Source organism: Streptomyces sp. NBC_01716 (assembly GCF_036248275.1).
Lineage (GTDB): Bacteria > Actinomycetota > Actinomycetes > Streptomycetales > Streptomycetaceae > Streptomyces.
Genome location: NZ_CP109181.1, coordinates 7,965,946 through 7,990,786 on the forward strand (window position 1 = coordinate 7,965,946; position 24,841 = coordinate 7,990,786).

A 24,841-nucleotide genomic window follows, 5' to 3' on the forward strand; every position below is an offset into this window, starting at 1 on the left:
CTTCCCGAAGCCGCCCGCACCGGACAACGAGGTTGTGATCCCAACATCCCCGCCGCGGCCACACGACGCTGCCTCGGATGTCGTTCACCTGCCCCCGGTCGACCACCCGGTCGGCGACGACCACCGGGGCGGGCGGCGGTGGGTCGCCGACGACGGCGCGCTTCTCCTGCCGTACGACGGCTGCGACCAGAACGAAGATCCGGATCGACGCCCAGGGGTGCTTTCGCACCAGATCCAGGACACCGGGCCAACGCGCGTCCGGCGTTGCGGCGTTGATTGCGAGCCCCATTCCCCTCGGTCGCGGCCGAGGACGCAGGTGGGCAGCGGTGAACGGGCCGGTCCGCGCTACGGCCGGAGCCGGGCCGGGCTTCCGCAGCGACGACTTGCTGCTGCCGTACGGTCCGAATCTCGCTGCGAACCGGTGCTCGCATACCAGTTCCACCAGCCCGACGAACGAGCGCTTCCCCGCCAGTTCGTCCCGCTCGGACTCGAGGCCCCGACCTCGCCACTCGCTACCGGACGAGCTGAATCATCCACGTCGCCCGGATCGCCGCTGTTGCCGGACGCCTGCCCACCCGCGGGTTTCCTCCAGGCCTCACTCGGTGCGCACAACTCGTTCTCACTCGGAGTGGGTCCGACCGTCGGACCCGCCAGGGGTACCTTGCACATCCGCCTTGGCGGTCCGCCTGTGCGGCCACCAGGCGGCGGATCGTCGGCATGCGAGGCGTACGTGAAACGGCGGTCCCCGCGATGGACGGCCGAGCCGCTGGCGTACTCGGGCAAATCGACCGAGATGGTGCCACCCGGGAAACCGGTCACCTGGAACGAGTCGGCGCGTGGCGGGAGCCGCGTGGCCGGGTCCGCTGTGTGGGACAGCCACTCGGTGCCACACCGGATGCGGCACCGAGCGGCCCGGTCCTCCGGGTCAGCCGTTCCGGCCCACCCGGAACATCGTCGTGTACAGGCGCTCCTCGCCGGGTTCCAGGAACGTCATGGACCCGTCCTCCCGCGCGGCGGTCTCCCCCGCGACGTGGTGTGTGGACGGTTCGAAGCCCACCGCGTACGCGCCCTCGCGCAGGTGCATCCACTGGAAGTAGGCGGGGAACTGTTCAGGGTCGTACTCCAGCTCGAAGTACATGCCCAGGCGGTCGTTGACCAGCCGGGGCCGGACCAGACCGTCGGCGTCCGGTACCGGCTCGTGCTCGTAGACCTGTTCCACGAACCCGCTCAGCGGACCGGGCATGTCCGTGTGGGAGACACCCTGCTCCGCGACGCTGTCGCTCTGCCACAGCGTGCGGCGCACGGGGATTTCGTAGCGCGCGCCCTCCTCCAGGAACGGCCAGCCGATGTTGATGTGGTACAGGTACATGTGGGGTGTGAGGTCGAAGCCCGCGTTGCGCACCCGGTCGATCAGCCGGATCTCCGTGCCGCCGAGGTCGGCCTCGATGCGGCGGGTGAGTCGCAGGTGCTCACCGAAGATCGCCGCCTGGCGCACCTCGCCCTCCGCCCACAGGACGCAGCGGTCGTCGCCCTCCCACCGCTCGCCGTACCCGGTGAGCCGGGCCGGCAGGTTCGCGACGCGCCCGTGCAGTCCGTTGGAGACCGTGCGGCGGGGCGGATAGCGGTACTGGGAAGCGTCCACCTCGGCTCCGAAGAGTGTGTGGTCGAGGCCGGCGGTGAGCAGCAGCCCGGAGAAGCTGCGCATGATCGACAGCCCTTCGTCGTCGCGGTACTCGTGCAGCCCGGGGTGGCGGAAACCGGTCGCCGAGCGCCAGCCGAAGCCGCGTCCCTCGAACTCCGCACCGCCCAGGTCCATGGCCCGGTCCACCAGTACGTCGAAGTTGAGACCGGCGCCGGTACGGAACTCCAGCGTGCGGATGCCGCGTTCGGAGCCGTCGTCCAGGACGACGGACCGCACGCCGCCGGCCGCGCCGAGATCGCCGGCGAGCCGGGCGAGGGAACCGCGGTCGTAGTCGTGTCCGTTGAGGTTCACGACATCACCCACCCTCCGTTGACCTCGACACACTGGCCGGTGATGAAAGTGGAGTCGGGTCCCGCGAGGAAGGAGACCACGGAGGCCAGTTCGTCGGGCCGGCCACGCCTCTTCAGCGCCTGGTGGTCGAGCACGTGCCGTGTGTACACCTCTGGGTTCTCGTGGATCTCCTCGGCTGCCGTGGGGAAGGCGCCGGGGGAGACGCAGTTGACCCGGATCTCCTGGGGGCCCAGTTCGCGGGCGAGGGCACGCGTGAAGGCGACGGCGGCGCCCTTGGTGGAGACGTAGGCGGCGAGTGAGTCCCAGCCGCCGTGCACGGTGATCGACGCGACGTTGACGATCGCCCCGCCACCCGTTGTGGCCATGTGGCGCGCCGCGGCCTGTGCGGCGACCCAGTAGGCGCGCTGGTTTACCGCCACGACCTCCTCGTACTCGGCGAGCGGCACCTCCAGGAAGGGTCGGCTCGGGTACACAGCGGCGTTGTTGACCAGGACGCGCAGGGTGCCCAGCTCGGTGGCGGTCCGGTCGACGGCCGCTGCGATCGCTGCGGCGTCGCGCAGGTCGGTGGTGAGTGCCAGCACCGGGGAACCGGCCTTCCGCACCTGCTCCACGGTCCGCTCCAACGGGTCCGCGTCGTGGTCGAGCACGGCGACACCGAATCCGTCGGCGGCCAGCCGGAAGGCCGTGGCCCGGCCCAGGGCGCCGCCGGCGCCGGTCACGAGTGCGGCTTGCGGTCGTTTCATCGGTGGTTCCCATCTTCCCGGTGTCGACCGGGCGCCGAGGGGGCGGATCGGGGCGTTGACACTGCGAGCCGTGCCCGCTTAGCGTAAATGTTAGCGCTACCGGTAGCGCTAACAACAGAGTTCGCAACGACGGAACGACGAGAACCCGCACGACGAAAGCCCGCACGACGCGACAGGTTCCGCGCCCCCTTCCTCCACCCCTCCTCCAAGGAGTCCCATGAGCACGCGCGACAAGCCCGGCATACTCGCCGGGTACCGGGTCCTCGACTGCTCGATCGCCATGGCCGGCCCCTTCGCGGCGCAGCGGCTCGGCGACCTCGGCGCCGATGTGGTCAAGGTCGAGCCGGTCACCGGCGAGTGGCAGCGCCACGCGGCCGCCGGCGGTGCGGGCGGCAACCGGATCAACGTCTCCTTCCTGTCGCTCAACCGCAACAAACGCTCGCTCGCCGTCGACCTCAAGGACCCTGCGGGCAAGGACGTGTTGCGCCGGCTCGTGGCCGACGCGGACGTCTTCCTGCAGAACTACCGGCCCGGCGTCGCCGCCCGTCTCGGCGTCGACTACGCCTCGTTGGCCGCGATCAACCCCTCCCTCGTGTACGTCTCCATCTCCGGCTACGGCGAGGACGGACCGTACGCGCAGCGCCCGGGACAGGACCTGTTGCTCCAGGCGATGTCCGGGGCGATGCTCTCCACCGGCCACGCCGGGGAGGCGCCGCGCGCCGCCGGCCAGTACCTCGTCGACGCCGTCACCGCGTCCACCGCGTTCGAGGGCGTACTCGCCGCGCTGCTGCACCGTGAACGCACCGGCGTGGGCCAGCTCGTGACGGTCAACATGCTCGACGCGATCACGACCCTGCAGATGCAGGAGCTTTCGGTGCACACCGTCGGCTCCCTGGACCAGTCCCGCTCCGAGGAACCGCACGCGCACGTCTACATCCGCGCGCCATACGGCGCCTTCCGGACCGCGGACGGCTTCATCGTCCTCGCGTTCCCGTCGCTGAGGACTCTGGGAGAGACCATCGGCGAGGAGAGCTTTCTGTCCATGGAGGACGAGAAGCACGGCTGGACCCACCGCGACGAGATCTTCGCCCGCACCGCGGCCCGGCTGCTCAACAGGTCCTCGCTCCACTGGCTGGACGCCTTCAGGGCCGCCGGTATCTGGGCCGGTCCGGTCTACGGCTACGCGGACCTGGTCGACGACCCGCAGATCCGGCACAACGGCACCTTCGTCACCTACGACCACCCCACCGAGGGCCGCGTCAAGGTGCCCGGATTCCCGTACAAGTTCTCGGCGACCCCGCCACGCATTCACCGGGGCGCCCCGCTCACCGGTGAACACACCCGCGAGATCCTCGGCGAGGCCGGTCTCGACGACGCGGCGATCGAGGCGCTCTTCACCTCCGGCACCGTCGCGGAGACCTCGTGACCTACGCCGGACTGACGTGGGACCACCCGCGCGGATACGACGCCCTCGCCGCATCGGCCGGTGACCTCGTGCACTGGTCCGTCCAGCCGCTCGAAGGCTTCGAGTCCCACCCCCTCGACGATCTCTGTGCCCGCTACGACCTCGTCGTGCTCGACCACCCGCACCTCGGCGAAGCCCTTGCCGCCGGCTGCCTGGTGCCGCTGGACGATCTGTTCACCTCCGAGGAACTGCACCGCTGGCGCGCCCGGTCGATCGGTTCCACCATGCGCTCGTACGCCATGGAAGGCGTCCAGTGGGCCCTCCCGCTGGACGCGGCCACCCAGGTCGCCGCCACCCGGACCGACCTCGCCGGTGAGCCGCCCGCCATCTGGGACGAGGTGCGCGACCTCGCGCGCCGCGCGCCGGTGGCCCTGTCGCTCGCCGGGCCGCATGCGTTCCTCACCTTCGCCTCCGTCGCGGTCGCCCTCGGCGAGGAGCCCGCCGCCCACCCCGACGAACTGATCGGCGACGAAACGGGACTGGCGGTCCTCGACCTCCTGGCCGATGTCGACTCCCTCGCACCGGCCGAGACGCGCACCCTCAACCCGATCGGGCTGCTGGAGTTGATGTCGCGAACCGACCGGCTCGCGCACTGCCCGCTGGTATACGGCTACGTCACCTACGCCGACCGGCTGGCGTTCACCGACGCGCCGACGGCGCGACCCGGCGGACTGCCGGGCTCCACCCTCGGCGGCACCGGGCTCGCCGTCAGCTCCCGGTGCACTCCCAGCGCCGACCTCCTCGACCACATGCGGTGGTTGATGTCTTCTCCCGCCCAGCGCGAATTCCTGCCCCGGCACAACGGGCAGCCCAGTGCGCGTTCCGCGTGGACCGATACGTCGATCGCCGGCGCGGACTTCTACCGACGTACCACCGCCACCTGCGAACAGGCGTGGGTTCGCCCCCGGTACGCCGGCTACATCGGCTTCCAGACCGCGGCCTCGGCCGTCGTCCGGGACGCACTCGCCAACGAGACCGGCCACCGGGCGGCGCTCGAACGGATGCGCACGCTGTACCGGGCGAGCCGGGCGGCGGAGGAAGGACGAACATGACAGACCCCACCACGAGCACCCCGCCCGACCTCGGCACCGGGCACGTACTGCTGGAAGTCGCCGACCGCGTCGCGACCCTCACCCTGAACCGGCCCGAGAAGCTGAACGCCGTAACCCCCGAGATGTCCCGGGCACTGGTCCGTGCCGTCGAATGGTGTGACACGACGGACGACGTACGCGCCGTGGTCGTGACCGGCGCCGGCGGGCGTGCCTTCAGCGCAGGGTCGGACATCCGCGAACTCGACGGCTACCGCACGCCGTGGGAGTTCCGCAACCGCGTCGACTACTGCGACGCCATCCGCGAGGCCCGCACCCCGACCATCGCGGCGGTCGGCGGCTATGCGCTCGGCGGCGGGCTGGAGACCGCACTCTCCTGCGACATCCGCATCGCCTCGCGCACGGCGTCCTTCGGTGCGCCCGAGATCACGCTCGGCTGGATCGGGGGCGGCGGCATGGCCGCCTTCCTCAACCGCGCGGCAGGCCCCGGCAACGCCGCCCTGATGCTGCTCACCGGCGAACGAATCGACGCCGCACGGGCGTTGGCCTGGCATCTCGTGAGTGAAGTGGTCGCCCCCGGGGAACTCCTCGACCGGGCCCGTGCCCTGGCCCGAGTGATCGCCTCCCGGGCCCCCGTGGCGGCCGAAACGGCGAAGATCAACCTGCGGGCAGCCGGAAACCTGCCCGAGGACCAGGCTCTCGCCTACGAGCGGGACCTGCAGACGATCTGCTTCGCCACCGAGGACGCTTCCGAAGGCCGCCGCGCGTTCGCCGAGAAACGCCCGCCCGTATTCCGTAAACGCTGAGAGGACCGACATGAACCAGTGGCCCGACGCCGCGACCACCCTTCCTGCCGACGGAACCGAAGGGGCGCTCGTCGGCCGGATCTGGCGGCCCGGTCTCGGCCCCTCCGTCGTCACCGTCCGCGACACCGGTGTGCACGACCTGACCGCGACCTTCCCGACCGTGCGCGACCTCTGCGAAACACCGGACCCCGCGGGTCAGTTGCGCGCGGCCGACGGTGAGAGGATCACCGGACTCGACGAACTGCTCGCCAACACGCCGCCCGACACACGGAATCCGGCACTGCCCTGGCTGCTCGCCCCGGTGGACCTCCAGGCGGTCAAGGCCGCAGGGGTCACCTTCGTGGTGTCGATGCTGGAACGCGTGATCGAGGAGCGGGTCCGCGGCGACGCCTCCGGGGCCGCCGAGGCGCGCGAGCGGATCCGCGGGCTCATCGGGGACGACATCGCCTCGCTGCGGCCCGGCTCCGAGGAGGCCGAGGCGTTGAAGCAACTCCTGGTCGCCCAGGGGGTCTGGAGCCAGTACCTGGAGGTCGGCATCGGACCCGATGCGGAGATCTTCACCAAGGCCCCCGTACTGGCCGCCGTCGGCAGCGCCACCGACGCGGGGGTGCGCTCCTCGTCGCGGTGGAACAACCCAGAGCCGGAAGTGGTGATCGTCGTCTCCTCCACGGGCGAGGTCGTCGGCGCGACGCTCGGGAACGACGTGAACCTCCGTGACGTGGAAGGCCGTTCCGCACTGCTGCTGCCCCAGGCGAAGGACAACAACGCCTCGGCGGCACTCGGTCCCTTCGTGCGGCTGTTCGAGGACGGCTTCGGGATCGGGGACGTGCGGGAGGCGACCGTCACCTTGACCGTCGAAGGTGAGGACGGCCACCGGCTCGACGCGGTGTCCTCGATGTCTCTCATCAGCCGCGACCCCCTCGACCTCGCAGCCCAGTTGGTCGGACCGCATCACCGGTACCCCGACGGCGCGGTGCTCTACCTCGGCACGATGTTCGCCCCGGTGGAGGACCGCGACGCCCCGGGCCAGGGATTCACCCATCACGACGGTGACCTGGTCACGGTCGCGACTCCCCGGCTCGGCGCGCTCGTCAACCGGATCAGGGCCAGCGAGGCGTGCGAGCCGTGGACCTTCGGCCTCGCCGATCTGATGCGGTCGCTGTCCGCTCGGGGAGCACTGTGACGACAGGTCCCACGGCCGGTGTCCCCGGCCGGGCGGACGGGGCGGTGGGCGGAACGCTGGATATCGTCTCCGGTGTGACTCCCGATCCCCGCCGCCCCCGCAAGCGTTCCGCGACCCGTTCGGTGACTCTGGCGGACGTGGCGGCCGCGGCCGGGGTGTCCGCCCAGACGGTCTCCCGCGTCGTACGCGATCCCCTGTTGGTGTCGGACGCGACCCGGGCCATGGTCGAGGCGGCCATCGCGACGACCGGTTATGTGCCCAACCTGGCCGCCAGCAATCTGGCGTCGAACCGCAGCCGCACGGTCGCCGTCCTGGTGCCGCAGATCAACGCGTCGGTCTTCGCCGACACCGTCCACGCCTTCTCGACCGCCCTGGCCGCCCACGGCTACCAGATCTTCGTCGGGACGACCGACTACCGGCCGGAGCACGAGGAAGAGGTGCTGCGCAGCTTCCTCGGCCGACGGCCGGACGGACTGCTGGTGGTCGGCACCGACCACACCCCGGGCACCCGTGCCCTGGTGCGGGCGGCGGGGGTGCCGGTCGTCGAGACGTGGGGCTGGTCGGACGATCCACTGGATCTGCTGGTCGGTTTCTCGAACGAGGCGGCTGCGTCGGCGATGGTGGCCCACCTGGCGGAGCGTGGCCGGCGCAGGATCACGTTCGCGGGGCGACACACCTCCGGCGACCCGCGGGCGGCGGAACGCCTCGACGGGTACACGACTGCGGTACGCCAACTGCTGGGCGCCGCCCCGCGCACCGTCGACGCGGGTCCCGAGGCGGTCACCATGGACACCGGGGTCGCGCTGCTGGACCTGGCCCTTGAGAGGTATCCGGACTCCGACGCGGTGATGTTCTCCAGCGACGTGTTCGCCGCCGGGGCCCTTTTGGCGTGTGTACGCAGGGGGATCGACGTACCCGGCAGGCTCGCGCTGGCCGGGTTCGGCGACTTCGAGTTCGCCCGCCATCTCGTACCGGCGCTGACGACGGTCGCCGTACCCGGCGCTCGCACGGGGGAGTTGGGGGCCGAGCTGCTGCTGGCCCGGATGCGCGGCGCCACGGTCGACGTCCCGCACCGGGACGTCGGCTACCGGGTCGTCGTCCGCGAAAGCTCCTGACCGGGCCGGGTCGCACGCGCCGGTCCGGCCCCGGGACGTTCAGCGGGCCGCCCACTCCAGACCCCGCTCGACGATCGTCGCCGTCTGCGGCACTTCGAGGTCCGCGACGCGGTGGCCGAGGGTGCACACGAAGACCTTTCCCGCTCCCCAGCGCCGGGTCCACACCACGGGGAACTCGACCGGCTCGTCCCACTGGTCCCCGGTGGGGTGGAGCACCGAACTCGCCAGCACGGTGTTGAGTCCGTCCGTCAGTACCCAGTAGTGCTCGGTGACGACGTCGTAGTCCCCGACGCCCGCGGTGATCGCCGCGTCCCGCACCGGCGACGGGGCGATCCGTACGGTGAAGTCCTGAAAGCCCTCCGGGTGCCAGAGGAACCGTCCTCCGACCATCCGCAGGTACCGCGCGTTGCCGACGTTCGCCCCGATGACGCCGCCGTGCCAGCCGGCGAACCCCGTGCCCGCCTCCACGGCCGAGACCAACGTGGCCTCCTGGAGCGGGCTCAGCTCGCCCCCTGACCACGAGTGCACGATCAGGTCGGTGGCGGCGAGCAGCGCCGCGTCCTCGTAGACCGCGAGATCCTCGGCGACCGTGATGTCGAACCCGGCGCGCTCCAGCCGGGGCACGAACAACCCGGTGCAGCCGACCGGATCGTGTCCCTCCCAGCCTCCACGGACCACCAGGGCCCTGCGCGCGGTCACTTGGCGATCTCCTCGTGCCGGCGCCGGCCTCCGGCGATGTGCCCCGTGGTCCCGCCCTGCGCGGGTGCGAGCCGCAGTCCGGCGTCGGCCGGGCGTACGTGCGGACCACCCGGGACGGACCACCGGCCGGACACGGACTGTGCGGCGATCTCCTTCTCGTCCACCTCGATGCCCAGTCCCGGCGAGTCGCCGAGGACGATCCCGCCGTCGGCGATCTCCTGGTCCACCCGCAGGCCGACCGGGAAGTTCAAGTCCTGTACCTCGGTGACCAGATGGTTGGGCACGGCCGCGGCCGCGTGCGCCATCGGGTTCCCGTTGTACCCCACCGGGCTCACCGGCAGGCTGTGGCCGTACGCGAGCGTCGAGACCCGCAGGAAGTGGGTGATGCCCCACACGCTCCCGGTTTGCACGACCCCCACCGCCTCGGCGTCGAGCAGCGCCCGGTAGTGCTCAAGACCCGTCAGGTTCTCGCCCGTTGCGACGGCGGCGCGGATGCCCGCCGCGACGGCGCGGTGTCCGGCGGCGTCCCACCGCCGGACCGGTTCCTCGATCCAGGTGAGGTCGACGCGGTCCTCGACGGAGCGGGCGAGGCGCACGGCCTGGTGGGCTCCCCAGGACTCGTTGACGTCGTACATCAGGGCGGGGCGTTCGCTGTTGACCCGCAGAACGTCACGGACGGCGGTGAGGCGCCGCACGTCCCGGTCGATGTCCAGCCCACCCTTGACCTTCGCCCCCGAGAAGCCTCGTTCGACCCACCGCTCGTAGAACGCCACCAGCTCGTCGTCGGTGAGTGCGTAGTCCAGGCCCGAGGCGTAGCCTGGCACGAAGCGGTCGGCGGCTCCCAGCGTCCGCCAGAGCGACTCCTGAGCGATCTTCGCCTTGAGGTCCCAGAGCGCCATGTCGAGCGCACCGATGGTCCCGAACACATGGCCGCCGTGACCGGACTTGAAGACGTAGGAGAGCATTCTGTCGTACAGCGAGGTGACCGCCCGCGGATCCTGGCCCTCGAGCGCGGGGAACACACGGTGCACATCGGGGTGACTTCCGAGGCCGACGCCGGTGAGACCCTCGTCGGTCTCCAGCAGCACCACGGGTACCTCGGTGATCCCGCCTGCGACGACGCCGTTCACGTCGCCCACCGGCCGTCCCCACTTGTGCACCGTGGCAAGGGACCGGTATCCGGTGATTCGCATCGCTTCTCCTTGGTCTGCGCGCGTCAGCACCGTCACCATGTGCGGCGCGTGCCGTGGGAGGTCCGACCGGATGCGTGCGGGTACCTGCCGGGAGCGACGGGGCAGGGAGCGCCCGCGGGCGCCCGGCCGCCGGGGTGGCGTACGCGCCCTCGCTCCTCCCGCGACCGGTCAGTCATAACTTGTGATACGAGTGATGACTCTAGCATGTTCCGCTAGCCTTGGAGCGTCGGACAGCGCGGGCCGGGCAACCTGCACACACCTTGGGAGTCTCTGACCAGATGAGTAAGCCATCCGCGGACACCGTTGCAGTGCCCCGCCATCGACGGCGTCGGCCACCGCTCGCCGCAGCGGTCGTCCAGAGCCTCGCGACGGCCATCGTGCTGGGGGAGTACCCCCCGGGGACGGCGCTCCCGTCGGCGGGTGATCTGTGCGAGGAGTACGAAGTGAGCCGCACCGTGATCCGCGAGGCGACTACGGCGCTCGCCGAGAAGGGGCTGGTCGCAACTCGGCAGGGCTGGGGCACCGTTGTGCTCGACCAGGAGCAGTGGAGCCTGCTCGACCCGCTCGTCCTCGACGCGCTCTTCCAGCGGAAGGACCGCCTGGTCTTCCTGGACAACCTCATCGAGATCAGGACGACGCTGGAATGCGCGATGGCCGCCCGCGCGGCCCGGTGCATCGACGACGCCCAGGCGGCGGCGCTGTCGGCCAAGCTCGACGAACTGGCCTCTCTGCGGGACGATCCCACGGCCTATTCGCGGGCGGACATCGAGTTCCACGAGATCATCCACCGGGCGTCGCAGGACGCGTTCGGGCGGGCGATCGTCTATAGCATCCAGGGGAAGGCGGTCCGGTCGCCCCAGTACAGCGGTGATCCGACGCGCGAGGACATCGACCTCACCCACGAGGCGCACGCCCGGGTCGCGGCGGCCGTGCTCGCCAGGGACGCCGAGGGTGCGGCGGAGGCGATGCGCCTCCACATCACGTCGTCGTGGGAGCGCCGTCGCCCGCAAGACACGACGGAGGCGTGAGAAAGCCGGGGCACCCGCCGCGCGGCGGATGCCCCGGCCCGGTCGGGGGCCTACTAAAGCGTGTTGCAGAACGACAGAACGATCTCCCGCGGACGCTTCGCGACGCATGCCAAGACGGTGGAAACGGGGGTGCAATCGGGCAGTCGATCTTGCCGCGGGTGGCTGGATCTGAGCGTGATCGCGGTTCTGCAACACGCTTTAGGGCGTGTTGCGAAAGTCCCGTCTGGCCCACGACGCCTGGCACGCACGCTCGCCGCGTTGGCAGCGTTCTCGAAGGCTCCCGAGTACGTCCGGTCCATCTACGGGGCTGATCCTCCGCCTTGCGATCGCACGCACCAGACGCCGTCGGCCCCGCCCTCCGGGCGGACGGCGCTACTTTCGCAAGACGCCCTAACGCCCGGCCCCGCAGGCGCCCCCGCTCGTCCAGGGGCCGTTCGCCTCACCCGGAGTCTCGTTCCGTGTCCACCACTTCGCCGCCCACAGGCGCCCGTCGTGCGCGACCGTGTCACCGGCGCGGTGGACCGAGGAAGCCGTCCACGCCGGCACCGTGGTGCCCGCGCACGACACGGGCTTTCCGACCTCTGCCCAGGCGCCGGTGACGGACGTGCCCGGCTCCTCGCCGCGTGCGTACCACAGGGCGCCGTACGCCCGGCCATCGCGGAAGACGGTGTCACCCGCGCCGTAGGTCTTGGAAGCGGACCAGCGGGTCGACCGGTACGTGTCGATCACGCCCCGCAGCGCCGTGTCGGCGGCGTCTATCCGCTTCTGGGAGGCGTCGGTCGCCTCGCCGGCGTCGGTCGCGGCGGCGACGGCCCTCATAAGCGGCGGGCCATTCCCGCCCGGCTCGTCGGCGAGCGCCTTCTCCGCCCGGTCGACCGTGCTCCACAGAGCCTTGGCGTCGCCGCGGTGCGGACGCCCGATCCCCTCTGCGGTGACCCCGCGGTTCCACTCCGCGATCCACCCGGATCCGTACGACTGGGCGACCGTGCCGGAGCCGGAGAACTTCAGGGTGTCCAGGTCCAGACCCGTCTCCGCCACCGAAGTGGCCGACAGGCCAATGGTGTTGACCTTGTCGCTCCAGCGGGAGATGTTGAACACGGACGTCGGCTCGGAGAACGTCGCGTTCGTCTCGACGAACCCGGCCGGGCCTGCGGAGCCGATGGTCACCGCGTGGTCGATCTCGACCCGGGACGGCACCCAGACCGAATCGGGGTCCTCCCACACCGTCGCCCGGCTGCAGCCGTTGGTGCCGCTCGTCGAGTACGTGGCGCTGGTGCACACCTCGCCCGTCTCCGTCACCCGCGGGATGAACCAGTCGGTGATCTCCGGGTACGTGATCGGGGTGCCGTCGGAGTACCTCTGCTTCCCGTCCACGTAGTGCTCGTGCCAGGTGGCGACGGACTCCGGGGTCGCGCTGTACTTCTCACCCTCGCGAACGTCGAGGAACGCGTTGTAACGGCTCTCCAGCACCCAGCTGTTGGCCAGCGGCAGCCGCGTCTCGCCGTTCTTGTGGTAGATCCCGCCGTGGCCGGCGTGCTTCACGCCGATGAAGACGTTGTCGTTGACGGTGTTGCTGTGGCCGGAGTTGAGGTTGACGCCGGAGTTGGAGCCGTTCACCACGTTGTGGTGGAACCTGACGCCGGTCGCCCCGTCGTCCATGTACAGCGCGTCGTTGGAGCCGCCGATCTTCTCGAAGTGGTTGTAGCCGATCTCGTTGCCGAGATAGGTGAAGTCACGTCCCGCGTAGATGACGCCCATGTCGCCGGCGTTCTTCACCACGTCGTAGAAGTGGTTGTGATTGACTCGCATGTCGTTGCCCATGATCTGCACCGCCATGTGCGGCGCGTCGTGGACGTAGTTGTACTCGAACGAGTTGCCGACCCCGTACAGATAGCCGGCCGGGGTGTATGTGGCGAGTTTGGAGAAGCGCGCGATCTCGTTGTGGCGGGCGACGTTGTTCCCGCGCCGCAGGGTGGCGCGGTCGCCGCCGCCGAGCAGTACGCCTCCGCCGCCGAGGTCGTGCAGATAGGAGTTCTGCACGACGTTGTCGCGTCCGCCCTGCAGGGTCTCGTAGTCGGGCATGCTGGTGATCGTGTCCGTCGTACGGCCGATCCGGATCGCGTCCATGCTGACGTTGGAGATGTCGACCCCGTCGATGAGGGTCCCGACGGCGTCCAGCAGTTGCACCCCGCTGATGAGCGACCCGGTCATCGACAGGCCGCGCACCGTCACCCCCTGGGTGGAGTCCAGCAGCAGGAAGTTCTTGTCGAACGTCTGCAGCGTGGCGGTCATGCCCTCGACGGTGCCGCCCTGGGGACGGTAGTAGAGGACGTCGTTGTCGTTGTAGCGGTCGATGTAGTACTCACCGGCCGTGTCCATCTCCGACAGGACGTTGAGCACCTTGACCTTGGTCCAGGAGTCCTGCGGGATGTACATGGAGGGGTACTTGGCGTACAGCGTGTCGCCGCTCCACGACAGGATGCGCAGCATGTCGTTGGCGTAGTTGTTGCCGAGATAGCCGGAGATCCAGCCCTCGGTCTCGGACTTGGTGTTGTCGATGTCCTCGATCCACCACGGGTCCAACTGGACCGGCACGTCCTTGTAGTCGCCGAAACCGCGGGTACCGAGGTCGTCCACCGTCGGCACCGCCTCGGGTGCCCACCGCCGGTAGCGGTCCGCCTCCGCCGCGCGCCCGCCGACGGTGAAGACCGACGGTGTCATGCGACGCATCTCCTCCGGGGTCCAGGTGTCCCGGCTCTCGCCGGCCGGGAGCTGCTGCTTCTTGTCTTCGAACTGGGCTCGGGGGGTAGTGCCGGAGCCGTTCCAGGCGCTCTCCGGACCGAAGCGGGCGTCCAGGTCCACGTTCATCAGGTCCCTGGGTCCGGCGGCGCCCCACTTGGCGCCCGTGCCCCACAGGTGGCAGTCGGTTTCCTTCGTGGAACAGCCGTTGCCGTTCGGGTACTCGGCGAGAACCTGGGTTCCGCCGTTCACCACGAGTTCCGGGGCGAAAGGCTGCTGGACCCAGTTGAAACCGTTCTTGTAGAGAGTGCCAGGGTCGATGCCGTGCGCACCCAGGTCGTACACATACACACCCTCGCGCGACTCAGGGGTGTCCAGGCGGCTGTTGGAGGAGTACTGCGCCTCGGCGAGCGTCTCGTCGGAGAAGTCGGTGAGCTTCTTCCACCCCTCGGCCGGAAGCTCGTGCGACCCGGTGATCGTGACCTTCTCGCCCCGGTAGGCGGCGTACGTGACCCACGAGTTCTCCGGTCCCTCCAGCCGGATGGTGTCGTCGAGGACGTACGTGCCTCCCCGGATGTACACCGTGCCGCGCTCCTCGGCGGAGGTGCGGCCGGCCAGGGCGTCCCGCGCGGCGGCGATCGTCTTCAACGGAGCGTTCTTGGCGCCGCTGTTGCCGTCGTCGCCGTCGGAGGCCGATACGTGGACCGTCAGGTCCGCGGAGGAGGTGGCCGCTGCCGGGGCCGCCGACGCCGGGCCGGCCGCCGGCCCGCCGAGGCTCGTCATCAGCGCCAGCACGACGGAGGCCGTCACGATCCGCGCCCGTCGTCTCCCAGTTCTCACCATGGAGAAGCCTTTCGTTGGATGCCATGTTCCTGGCACGGCCGCGACGCGCGGGCCCGTGAGCCGCCCGGGACGAAGGCCACAGGGCAGATAGCACATGTATGACATGTGCACAGTAGGGGACCTGTGGGGGCGGGCACAAGGGTGGGGACGGCAGGAAACAGGGCCGGAATTCAGTCCAGGTGGAACACCTCCTCGGCGTTCACCCAGCGCTCGCTGGGCTCCGCCGAGTCGAGGGGCCGCTGGCAGGGGTCGGTCAGCGCCCACCACTCCCGGGTGGCCGGATCCGCGGCGACGGCGGCCATGTCGGCCTCGTAGTCGTCGCCGGTGTACTCGTAGTACGCGAACAGTGTGTGGTCACGCAGGAAGATGGAGTACGAGGTGATGTGGGCGCGCGACAGAGTGTCCAGCACCTGCACGGGGACGTTCCGGTGCAACTCCCGGTACCTCGCCTCCTGTTCAGGACGCAGATGGATCACGGACCCGACGCGGCGGGGCGTCCGGGGTGCGGACATGGCGATGGCTCCTTGGCGGGGACTTCGTGGACACGGCCTAGCCCTTGACGGCTCCCGCCGCGAGACCGCTCATGACGTGACGCTGCATCACGACGAAGATCACCAGGATCGGGATGACCGCGAGCAGCAGTGTCGGGAACACCTTGGTGTAGTCCGTGGAGTACTGGCCGACGGCCGCGTACACACCGGTGGTCACCGTGTAGACGCCGCTGCCGGGGCCGAGGATCATCTGCGGGCTGGCGAAGTCGTTCCAGACGCTCAGGGAGTTGAGGATGAACACGGTGGCCAGGATCGGCCGCATCAGCGGGACGATGATCCGCCACAGGGTGTAGTACCTGCCGGCCCCGTCGATGGCGGCCGCCTCGTCCAGCGACCTGGGCAGCATCCTGATGTAGCCGAAGAGGACGAACAGCGTGAACGGGACGGTGGTGGCCGTCATGAACAGGACGAGCCCCGGCATGGTCCCCATCAGACCGACCGCGCGCAGCACGAAGATGACCGGCACCAGGATCACCTGGGTCGGGATGAACATGCCCGCGATGAAGAAGAACAGAAGAATCCTGGAGATCAGTCTCGGCGTGCGTGCCAGTACGTACGCCGCCGGCGCGCACACGCCCATCGCGAGCGCGTTCACGCAGAGCACCAGGGCGATGGTGGTGCCGTACCCGTTCAGGATGCTGAAGTCCGGGTTGTTCCAGGCGTCCGCGAGGTACTGGAACGTGAGGGAGCCGAAGTCCAGCGTGAAGGGGTTGGCGAGGATGTCCTGCTGGCTCTTGAAGGCGTTGACCACCAGGATGTACATCGGCACGAGCATGCCGAGGGACACCAGGGTGATGAACACCACTCGCACGGTGGCCGCCGAGTTGAGTGTCTTCTTCATCCGATGGACTCCGCGTCGTCCTCGGCGCGCCTGCGCAGGACGAGGACCGTGAGGGACAGGACCGCGGCCGCGAGGATCAGCAGCACGGCCTGCGCCGATGCGAGGCCGATGTCCCGCTGCGGGAACGAGACCGCGAGGATCGAGTAGGCGAGGGTCTTGGTGGACCCCGCGGGGCCGCCTCCGGTCAGCGACACCACGACGTCGTACGTCTTGAGGAGCGAGATGCCCGAGGTGAGCACGGCGACCGTCACCGTGGAGGCGAGCGAGGGCCAGGTGACGGCACGGAACGTCTGCCATCTGCCCGCGCCGTCGAGCCTCGCCGCCTCCAGCAGGTCCGCCGACACGGCCTGGAGGCCTGCCAGATAGAGGATCAGCTGGACGCCGAACAGGGACCAGGCGATGACGGTGATCATCGACCAGAGTGCCCAGTCGGGGTCGCTGAGGAAGGGCAGGCTGTCGGTGCCGACCTTCTCCAGCATGGTGTTGACCACGCCCTGCGGCCCGAGGATGGCCTGCCACAGGAAGCCGACGACCAACGCGCTGAGCACGTGCGGATAGAACATGACCACGCGGCCGAAGGTGTTGAACCGGTTGGTGCGTTGCAGGAGCAGCGCGAGCCCCAGAGCCGCGAGGTTCACCACGATCGCGCCCACCACGGCCACCACGGCGGTGACCACCATGGTGCGCGTCATGTCGTCGGAGTCGAAGATGTGCCGGTAGTTCTCCAGACCGACGAACTCGGGGACCCGGCTGGGGAATCCGTTGTACTCGGTGAAGCTGTAGTAGACGGCGTAGACCACCGGGACGACCAGCAGAGCGGCGTAGATGAGCACCGCGGGGACGACCATGCTGACGGCAGCGCCGGCGTCGCGCCATCTCCGCGGCCTCGAAATGGATTTCAGTGCCATGGTCAGCGGTTCTCGTCGACCCACTGGTCGATGGCCTTGGCGGCGTCCGCCGGGCTCGCTCCCGTGTAGAGGCTCTGCGCGACCTCGGTGAACTTCGGGTTGAAGCCCGTCACGGGCAGCCGGACATTGCCCTGGCCCTCGCCGACGGCGACCAGTTCGGGAGCGTCGTCGAGAACACCCTGGATCTGGGCGTCGACACCGGTCTGCTCGACCTCGGAGCCCTGGCGGAACACTCCGTCGGAGCCGAGCTGAGTCTCCACGGCAGCCGGGTCCGTGACCAGGTACTCCACCAGTTGTTTGGCGCCGTCCGCGTCGGTGGCGTCCTTGCTCACCATGTAAGGGTTGGCCATGGTGGCGCCCTGCGGACCCGGGTGACTCTCGCCGTCCTCGACCGGCGGGGAGAACACGCCCACCTCGAAGGGAAGCTTTCCGGCCTTGTCGAGCGTGGCGGCGAACCAACTGCCGTTGGTGTAGAGGCCCACCTTGCCCGCGACGAAGTTGCCGTCCGCCTGCGAGGGGTTGAGACCGACGTCGCTCTTGGCTATGTAGCCGGCGTCTATCCACCGCGCGTACTTCTGGAACGCCGGCTCGTAGGCGTCGCCGACGGCGAGTTCTCCGTCCTTGACGGCGCTCTGCCACTTCGGATGCGCCTGGTTGAGCGTGGGGTGGTAGACCTGCTGGAGCTGGAGACCGGTCATGTAGTCCCCGGCGGTCTGCATCGGCGTGTAACCGGCCTTCTTCAGCGCGGCCATGTCGTCCGCCAGGCCGTCCCAGGTCGTGGGGGTCTCCTTGATGCCGGCCTTCTCGAAGGCGGTCTTGTTGTAGTAGACGAGCGACTGCGTCTGGGTGCCGACACCGACCGCGTAGTGCGCGTCGCCGAGGGCGTACTCGTCGAACATCGGGGTGTCCTTGGCCCAGTCCTCGTCGGTCAGGTCGAGCAGTTCGGGCGCCGTGTCGTCGTCGGGGAAGATCGACTGGATGACGTCGGGCGCGGTCCCCGCGGCCAGCTGCTGGGGGAAGGACTCGGCCACGGACTTGCCGGTCGGCCCCTCGATCTTCACCTTCAGACCGGTCTCGTCCTCGAACGGCTTGACCAGCTTCTCCCAGTAGGCCTGGTCCAGGTTGTCGGTCAGGTTGACCATCATCCGGATCTCGCCGTCCTCGCCGCCGGACTGGCCGGTACCCGAGGAGCAGGCCGCGAGGAGCGTCAGCGGAACCATGGCGGCGAGGGAGGCGAGGCGCGCCGTGCTCCCTCTGTTGGCAGACATCATTGTCGTCTCTCTTTTCCTTCGGGGAAACTGGGGATCAGCATTCACCGGACAGTGAGGGGTGGGACGTGCGGTCCGGCGTCACAGTCGGCCCCGGTAGGGCAGGGGGCCCACGGCCGTGATGTCGGTGGGGGCTTCCTCGCTGTCGACACGGTAGATACCGTCGTTGGCGACGAAGAACTCGGGAACGCGCGGGTAGTGAAGGTTCTCGGGCAGCGGCTCGCGGTCGGTCCAGGAGAAGAACTCCCGGGCGAACGTGTCCATGTCCTTGCGGCCGTAGAGGTGCAGGTCCCCCGCGGTGAGCGGGGAGCGTACGCACCAATGGACACCTGACTCGGCCCAGAAGGCACGGTCGCTGATCAGCACCGACTGCCGCTCCCTGGGGGCGAACACCTTGTCCCAGAACCCGTCGCCCGGACCCAGTTCGGCCATCAGGAACATCAGGTCGTGGGCGTGCCAGGCGGTGCTGGGCGCGATGTCGGCCTCGGTGTGCCAGCCGCTGGCGGAGGCGAAGTAGCCGCCGGGCGTCTGGTAGTGGGTGTAGGTCGCCAAACACGCCTCGGTGAAGGCTGTCAGCTCGGCGTCCGGTTCCTCGGCCAGCACCTCGTGGATGCCGTAGAGGGTGAGTCCCATGCCCGCGATCAGCATGGGCGTGTCCGTCTTCAGGGAACGGCCGTCCCGCACGTACCAGTAACGGTGGTAGCGGGTGGCGCCCGTGGCGTCGGTCCAGGCGGAACGTACGACGTGCCGGCACAGGCGCTTCGCCTCGGCCAGCAGGCCCGGGTCGCCGTAGGCGCGGTAGCCGAGCACCAGAGGGACGATCATGAGGCCGTAGTACTCGGCCGGCTCCAGGATGCCGCCCTCGGTGCGGTCACGCACCGTACGGAAAGTTCCGGCGCTCTCCGCGTCGGGCACCCCCCGGTGGTGGAAGAGGCCGATCAGAGTGGCGAGATCCTCGGGTATCTGGCCCGCGTAGGTCTTGTCGTCGGCCAGTTCGGTGTAGAGCTGTTTGACCCAGACCCGTGCGTACTCCTGGTTGCAGGTGCCGTCCTCGCCGGCCCGGCCGCCCCCGTACATCTCGCAGGCGTCCAGGTTGCGCCGGACGGCGGCCAGCACGCCGCTCACTTCGTCGGCGGGCAGCAGATGACGGGCGTGCTTCAGCGCGAGGAGCATGCCGAGGCTGCCGACGGCGTTGTGGATGAGCCCGGTGGTGGCCGACTCGCCGACCTGGAAGCCGATGTGCTGGTACTGGCCGTCGGCCTGCAACTCGGTCGACTGGTAGCGAAGCAGCCGCCGCAGCAGGTCGACGCCCCGCTCGTCGGGCTGCTCGGCCAACGCCTGGGCGAAGGCGCCGACGGCCGGACCCGCGAAGGTGGTGTGTCCGCTGGTGAAGTCGAGGAAGGTGAACGGATTCGTCCCCCACACGCTGTGGTTGTGGAAGCCGTTGATCGCCCCTTCGTCCGTCACCCAGCTGTGCAGCCAGCCGGCCAGCGCGGCCGTGTCCGGCCTGGTCGTGCGGTGTTCCATGGCGTTCCTTCCGGGGTGGTTCACACGGCCGCGCGGGTCGGCGTCGGAGGGCCTTCGGGAAGTAGTCCGAGCGCGGTCAGTTCGTCCCAGAGCGCGTCGGGTACGCAGGCCGTCAGCCGGTCGGCGTTGGTCCGGGACTGGCCGGCGTCCCGGGCGCCGAGCACCACCGACGTGACCCCGGGATGGAGCAGGGGGTAGGCGAGGGCGGCCTCCGGCAGGGTGATGCCGTGGCGTTCGCAGACGTCAGCAATGGCGGTGGCACGGCGGGTCAGTTCGGGGGAGGCGGGCCGGTAGTCGTAGCCGGCGCCGGCCGGCGGACGCGGCGCCGCGAGCAGCCCGGAGTTGTAGACCGCCGCAGCGACGACGCCCACGCCGCGCTCCCGGGCGAGCGGCAGCAGTTCGGCCTGGGCGGAGTGGTCGAGCAGGGTGTGACGGCCGGCCACCATGACGATGTCGGTGTCGCAGTGGCGGACGAACTCCGTGAGCATCGCGGCCTGGTTCATGCCCGCGCCCACCGCCTTCACCACACCTTGGTCCCGGAGTTCCACGAGGGCGTCGAAGCCCGTGGTGGACGCCGCCTGCCAGTGTTCGTCCGGGTCGTGGAGGTAGACGACGTCGATGTGGTCGAGGCCGAGGCGTTCCAGGCTGCCCTCCAGCGAGCGCAGGACTCCGTCCCTGCTGAAGTCCCAGCTCCGGCGGAACGCCGCGGGCACTGCGAATCCGCCGTCGTCGAGGAGATGCGCGGTCTCCGGACTCGGCTCCAGCAGCCGCCCCACCTTGGTGGAGACGGTGTACTCCTCGCGGGGCCGCCGCGCGAGCGCGGCACCCAGGCGGCGTTCGGAGAGCCCGAGTCCGTAGTGCGGAGCCGTGTCGAAGTACCGGACACCGCTTTCCCAGGCCGAGTCGACGGCGCCCCGGGCGTCCTCGTCGCTGGTCACGCGAGCGAGGTTCCCCAGCTGGGCCGCTCCGAGGCCGAGTTCGGTCAGCACGGGGGAGCGCGGGCAGACGCGGGTACGCATCCGGCTCACCGGACCCTCGTACGCGCCGAGAACGTCAGGTCCTCGGGATGGGCGAAGGGGAGTCCCGCGGCGAACCGCTCCACCTCGCCGGCGACGGCGTCGCCGATGCGGTGCAGCTCACCCCCCATGGAACCGGCTGTGTGCGGGGTGAGCAGGACGTTGTCGAGCGTCCACAGTTCGCTGTCGGCAGCGGGCGGCTCCGGGTCGGTGACGTCGAGCACGGCGTCGATCCGGCCGGTGCGCAGTTCGGCGGTCAGCGCCTCCTGGTCGACGACGGCGCCGCGTGCCGTGTTCACCAGCGTCGCTCCGTCGCGCATCAGGGCGAGCCGCCCCCCGTTGATCTGCCCCCGCGTCGTGGGCGTCAGGGGCTGGTGCAGTGAGATCACCTGGCTGCTCCTCATGAGTTCGTCGAGCTCCACCGGCCGCGCGCCGAGGCCGGCGGCCTCCTCCGGCGCGAGCGTAGGGTCGTACAGGAGCACGTCCAGGTCGAAGGGGCGCAGCAGGTCGAGGACCGTGCGGCCCACTGCGGAGGCGCCGACGATGCCCACGGTCTGCCGGTAGTTGCCGAACCCCTCGGGCACGGCGAAGTTGTCCGGCGGAGTCCGGGTCCGCCGGTAGGCGCGTCCCGCCGGCAGGACGCGCTTCCCGGCCAGCAGGATCATGGCGAGCGCGTACTCGGCCACGGGCCAGGAGTTGGCGACGCGGGCGTTGGCCGCGACCACTCCACGGGCGGCGAACGCCGCGGGGTCCTCCAGACAGGTCGCGGCGACCCCACCCGCGTAGATCACGGCCCGCAGCCGCGCGGTGTACGGCAGGTGGGCGACCCGGACGACGGGCGCGTTCCAGCCCGCGACCAGGATGTCGACCCCGGCCAGCGCGTCCCGGGAACGCGCGGAGTCCAGCTCCGTGAGAACGAGATCCGTGTCGATGTCGGCGGCACGGTGCAGGCGGGCGAGTGCGTCCTCGTCGAAAAGGGACCGGGCCAGCCGCGGGGGGTTCATGGACAGCACGGCACGTGGTCGCGTCACGGGGACGCCTCCCTCTCGCTCTGCCCGCCGCGCGTCGGGCGTTCGGCGTCGGCACGGGCGCGGCGGCCGTCAGAGCCGGACTCGGCCACGAGACGCAGACCGGCGGCGACCGGCCGTACGTGCGGCCCGGCGGGCTGGGACCACCCGGCTGTCCCGTCCAGGCGCGCGAGGGCCGCTTCGTCCACCGAGATGCCGAGGCCGGGGGAGTCACCGAGGACGATGCCGTCGTCCGCGATCACCTGGTCGACCGTGAGGCCCACGGGGGTGGAGGTGTCCTGCACCTCGGTGACCAGATGGTTGGGTGCCGCAGCGGCGGCGTGGGCGAGCGGGTTGCCTTCGTAGCCGACCGGGCTGACCGGCAGATCCTGGCCGTGCGCCAGGACGGCGACGCGCAGGAAGTGGGTGATGCCCCAGACGCTGCCGGTCTGCACCACCTGGACGGCGTCCGCGGCCAGCAGGGGGCGGAACTGTTCGAGGCCGGTCAGGTTCTCGCCAGAGGCGACGGCGGTGCGGGCCGCACGGCCCACGGCGCGGTTGCCCGCCACGTCCCAACGGCGCACCGGCTCCTCGATCCAGGCGATCTCGACCTGGTCCTCGATACGGGCGAGGAGGCGGACCGCCTGGTGCCTGCCCCAGGTCTCGTTGACGTCCAGCATCAGGGCGGGGGAACGGGTGTTGTCGCGCAGTACCTCCGCCACCGCGGTCAGCCGGCGGATGTCGCTGTCCGGGTCGAGACCACCCTTGATCTTGGCGCTGGTGAAGCCGCGTTCCGCCCAGTCCGCGTACAGCGCCACCAGTTCGTCGTCCCCGAGCGCGATGTCGAGGCCCGAGGCATAACCGGGCACGAAGCGGTCGGCGGCGCCGAGCGTGCGCCACAGGGGCTCCTCGGCCATCTTCGCCTTGAGGTCCCAGAGCGCCATGTCGAAGGCGCCGATGGTGCCGAAGACGGCGCCGCCGTGACCGCTCTTGAACGTGTGGGCCAGCATCCGGTCGTAGAGCGCGGTGACAGCGCGCGGATCGTGGCCCTCGACGGCGGGGAAGATACTTTCCGCCGCGGCATGGGCGCCGAGCCCCACACCGGTGAGACCGGCGTCGGTGTCGACCAGCAGGACCGGGACTTCGGTGATTCCGTTCGCGACGAAGCCGTTCGCGTCTCCGACGGGGCGGCCCCAGTTGTGCACGGTCCGGAGGGTCCGGTATCCGGTGATCTTGATGTGCTCCCCCTCTGCGTCCTCGTTCGCCGTCCCGGGCGGAGGTGATGTCGCCTCCGGGACGCCGCCGAGGTGGCCGGTACGTCCCTGGCTCGGGTAGGTCTCGGGAGCGAGTCACGATCGCGGGCCATGGGGGAGCGCGTCGGGACGCGTGGCTCGCGGTCGACGACCGCACCTTGCTGGATGTTCCGCGGTGACTCTTCGTCGGGGCGGGGAACGGCGTGGCACGCCGCCGGGGACCCGGACCGCGCCCTCAACAGTCGTAACGTATCATACAAGTGACGACCTGGAAGTCCCCCGTTAACATCCGGATGCGGCGCGCGGGGTGGGCGAATTGGCACGCTTCGGCCGTGCGTGATCCGCGGAATCGGCGCGGTCCCCCGCTCGTTGACCTGCGCGTACCCGTCCGCGTGGCGCTCCGGAGAGCCCGAACGCCGGGACGGGTCCCCTCGCCTCACTGCCCGGAGGAATCCTCCGGGGCCGCCCCTGCCGGATCGGAGAGGTGGCCGTCCACCTCACCCGCCGCGTGGGCGGCGAACATCGGACCCGCGACATCGGGATCCCCGGAGCGCAGGACGTCCAGCAGCTCCGCGTGGTGCTCGGCCAGGGCGCCCCAGCCGCCGACGTAACGCGGGTCGCCCAGCACATGCAGATCCCACAGGCTGGACTCGATCATGCGCCACAGGCGGATCAACGCGTCGTTGCGCGCGGCCTCGCAGACATGCCGGTGAAACGACATGTCGGCGCTGCGGAAGCCCGCGATGTCGCCCTTGTCCGCCGCGTGACGCAGGAGCGCCACGTCCTGCGCCAGCACTCTGGTGTGCTCGGCGTCCAGGTGGCCTGCCGTGCGGCGGGCCACGTACTCCTCGAACATGACCCGTATGTCGCGTACATCTTGTGCCTGCCGCTCGGAGATCCGTGCGACGTAACTGCCCCGGTGCGGCTGGGAGATGACCAGCCCTTCGTACGCCAGGCGCTTGATCGCCTCGCGGGGCGGAGCGTGGCTGGTGCCGACTCGTCGGGCGATCTCCGACTCCACCAGGCGCTGGCCCGGTACGAGTTCACCGCCGACGATCCACTCGCGCAGCAGGGTGTAGACGTGGTCGGAGAGCAACTGGCGCGGTCTGCGGGCGGGTAGCGGCGCAGACCTGCCGGTCTCCGACACCCGCGGGCGCTGGTGCCGGGGGTGTGGCTCCGGTGGTTCGGGGAGCTCGGCCGCCTGTTCGCGCCAGATGCGCGCCACCGTGGACTGTGACAGGCCCAGCGCCTGCGCCAGCGAGCGGGTGGAGGGCATCGGCGCGCCCTTCCCGGCCCGTGCCAGCAGCCCGGCGATGTGCGCCTCCGCCTCCTGCCTGGTGACGCTGCGCGGTCGACCCGGCCGGGGCGCGTCGCTCAGCCCGGCCGTACCCAGCCGCAGAAAGCGCCCACGCCACTTCGCCACCGTGGCCGGACTGACCTGCAGCCGCTGGGACACCTCCGCGTTGGTCAGACCCTCGGCGCAGGCCAGGACGATGCTGCCGCGCAGCCGGAGCGCCCCGGGCGGCCGACGCGAGTAGTCCGAGAGAGCCGCCCGGTCCTCCCGGCTGAGCTGCGGAAACGCCGACGGATCGGGAATTTTCATGGCGTCGCCAC

At 70.2% G+C, this 24,841-nt stretch carries 20 protein-coding genes; 6 read left to right on the forward strand and 14 right to left on the reverse strand.

Translation table 11 applies throughout. From position 1 onward, the window contains the following. Positions 1 to 925 precede the first annotated feature (925 nt). Positions 926 to 1,993 (reverse strand): aldose 1-epimerase family protein, encoded by a 1,068-nt coding sequence (locus OIE74_RS35395; protein WP_329391138.1) that lies wholly within the window; start codon positions 1,991 to 1,993, stop codon positions 926 to 928. Next, positions 1,990 to 2,736 (reverse strand): SDR family NAD(P)-dependent oxidoreductase, encoded by a 747-nt coding sequence (locus OIE74_RS35400; RefSeq protein ID WP_329391140.1) that lies wholly within the window; start codon positions 2,734 to 2,736, stop codon positions 1,990 to 1,992. The genes OIE74_RS35395 and OIE74_RS35400 overlap by 4 nt, the downstream gene beginning before the upstream one ends. A gap of 217 nt (positions 2,737 to 2,953) precedes the next feature. On the opposite strand from OIE74_RS35400, the gene OIE74_RS35405 reads away from it, so the two are divergent. The 5 genes from OIE74_RS35405 to OIE74_RS35425 all read left to right on the forward strand — a co-directional run bounded on the left by OIE74_RS35405 (position 2,954) and on the right by OIE74_RS35425 (position 8,354). Next, complete coding sequence (locus OIE74_RS35405; protein WP_329391143.1) at positions 2,954 to 4,162, forward strand: CaiB/BaiF CoA transferase family protein; 1,209 nt, start codon at positions 2,954 to 2,956, stop codon at positions 4,160 to 4,162. After that, positions 4,159 to 5,253 (forward strand): carbohydrate ABC transporter substrate-binding protein, encoded by a 1,095-nt coding sequence (locus tag OIE74_RS35410; RefSeq protein WP_329391145.1) that lies wholly within the window; start codon positions 4,159 to 4,161, stop codon positions 5,251 to 5,253. The genes OIE74_RS35405 and OIE74_RS35410 overlap by 4 nt, the downstream gene beginning before the upstream one ends. After that, entirely contained in the window at positions 5,250 to 6,056 is an 807-nt protein-coding gene (locus OIE74_RS35415; RefSeq protein WP_329391147.1) for an enoyl-CoA hydratase/isomerase family protein, read from the forward strand. The genes OIE74_RS35410 and OIE74_RS35415 overlap by 4 nt, the downstream gene beginning before the upstream one ends. A 10-nt stretch (positions 6,057 to 6,066) precedes the next feature. After that, the gene (locus tag OIE74_RS35420; RefSeq protein WP_329391149.1) at positions 6,067 to 7,239 is read left to right on the forward strand and encodes a fumarylacetoacetate hydrolase family protein; all 1,173 of its coding nucleotides are present in this window, start codon (positions 6,067 to 6,069) and stop codon (positions 7,237 to 7,239) included. A 74-nt stretch (positions 7,240 to 7,313) separates the two neighbouring features. Next, complete coding sequence (locus OIE74_RS35425) at positions 7,314 to 8,354, forward strand: LacI family DNA-binding transcriptional regulator (protein ID WP_329391152.1); 1,041 nt, start codon at positions 7,314 to 7,316, stop codon at positions 8,352 to 8,354. A 39-nt stretch (positions 8,355 to 8,393) separates the two neighbouring features. Here the strand turns inward: OIE74_RS35425 and OIE74_RS35430 are convergent, their stop codons facing one another. Then, a complete protein-coding gene (locus OIE74_RS35430) occupies positions 8,394 to 9,053 on the reverse strand; it encodes a ThuA domain-containing protein (RefSeq protein WP_329391154.1) in 660 nt (219 codons plus the stop codon). Next, positions 9,050 to 10,246 (reverse strand): mandelate racemase/muconate lactonizing enzyme family protein, encoded by a 1,197-nt coding sequence (locus tag OIE74_RS35435; protein WP_329391155.1) that lies wholly within the window; start codon positions 10,244 to 10,246, stop codon positions 9,050 to 9,052. Before OIE74_RS35435 ends, OIE74_RS35430 begins: the two co-directional genes overlap by 4 nt. A gap of 278 nt (positions 10,247 to 10,524) precedes the next feature. Between OIE74_RS35435 and OIE74_RS35440 the strand changes: the two genes are divergently transcribed. Continuing rightward, the gene (locus OIE74_RS35440) at positions 10,525 to 11,274 is read left to right on the forward strand and encodes a FadR/GntR family transcriptional regulator (protein WP_329391156.1); all 750 of its coding nucleotides are present in this window, start codon (positions 10,525 to 10,527) and stop codon (positions 11,272 to 11,274) included. 390 nt (positions 11,275 to 11,664) lie between these two features. Here the strand turns inward: OIE74_RS35440 and OIE74_RS35445 are convergent, their stop codons facing one another. From OIE74_RS35445 to OIE74_RS35490, 10 genes are all read right to left on the reverse strand, one after another. Then, positions 11,665 to 14,856, reverse strand: a complete 3,192-nt coding sequence (locus OIE74_RS35445; protein ID WP_329391158.1) for a carbohydrate-binding protein — start codon at positions 14,854 to 14,856, stop codon at positions 11,665 to 11,667. A gap of 170 nt (positions 14,857 to 15,026) precedes the next feature. Further along, on the reverse strand, positions 15,027 to 15,368 hold the full coding sequence (locus OIE74_RS35450) for an L-rhamnose mutarotase (protein WP_329391160.1): 342 nt from the start codon (positions 15,366 to 15,368) through the stop codon (positions 15,027 to 15,029). A 37-nt stretch (positions 15,369 to 15,405) separates the two neighbouring features. Beyond that, the gene (locus OIE74_RS35455) at positions 15,406 to 16,248 is read right to left on the reverse strand and encodes a carbohydrate ABC transporter permease (RefSeq protein ID WP_329391162.1); all 843 of its coding nucleotides are present in this window, start codon (positions 16,246 to 16,248) and stop codon (positions 15,406 to 15,408) included. Beyond that, complete coding sequence (locus OIE74_RS35460) at positions 16,245 to 17,156, reverse strand: carbohydrate ABC transporter permease (RefSeq protein WP_329391164.1); 912 nt, start codon at positions 17,154 to 17,156, stop codon at positions 16,245 to 16,247. Before OIE74_RS35460 ends, OIE74_RS35455 begins: the two co-directional genes overlap by 4 nt. Positions 17,157 to 17,158: 2 nt before the next feature. Continuing rightward, positions 17,159 to 18,424 carry an ABC transporter substrate-binding protein gene (locus OIE74_RS35465; protein ID WP_329391167.1) on the reverse strand — a complete coding sequence of 422 codons (1,266 nt, stop codon included), beginning with the start codon at positions 18,422 to 18,424 and terminating at the stop codon, positions 17,159 to 17,161. Positions 18,425 to 18,505: 81 nt separating this feature from the next. Next, positions 18,506 to 19,951: a hypothetical protein gene (locus OIE74_RS35470; protein WP_329391169.1), complete on the reverse strand. Its 1,446-nt coding sequence runs from the start codon at positions 19,949 to 19,951 to the stop codon at positions 18,506 to 18,508. A 20-nt stretch (positions 19,952 to 19,971) separates the two neighbouring features. Beyond that, the gene (locus OIE74_RS35475) at positions 19,972 to 20,970 is read right to left on the reverse strand and encodes an aldo/keto reductase (RefSeq protein WP_329391171.1); all 999 of its coding nucleotides are present in this window, start codon (positions 20,968 to 20,970) and stop codon (positions 19,972 to 19,974) included. 5 nt (positions 20,971 to 20,975) lie between these two features. Then, positions 20,976 to 21,998 (reverse strand): hydroxyacid dehydrogenase, encoded by a 1,023-nt coding sequence (locus OIE74_RS35480; protein WP_329391174.1) that lies wholly within the window; start codon positions 21,996 to 21,998, stop codon positions 20,976 to 20,978. Then, positions 21,995 to 23,212, reverse strand: coding sequence for a mandelate racemase/muconate lactonizing enzyme family protein (locus OIE74_RS35485; RefSeq protein WP_329392550.1), 1,218 nt, complete (start codon positions 23,210 to 23,212; stop codon positions 21,995 to 21,997). Before OIE74_RS35485 ends, OIE74_RS35480 begins: the two co-directional genes overlap by 4 nt. A 451-nt stretch (positions 23,213 to 23,663) precedes the next feature. Beyond that, positions 23,664 to 24,830: a GntR family transcriptional regulator gene (locus tag OIE74_RS35490; RefSeq protein WP_329391177.1), complete on the reverse strand. Its 1,167-nt coding sequence runs from the start codon at positions 24,828 to 24,830 to the stop codon at positions 23,664 to 23,666. Positions 24,831 to 24,841: the final 11 nt, after the last annotated feature.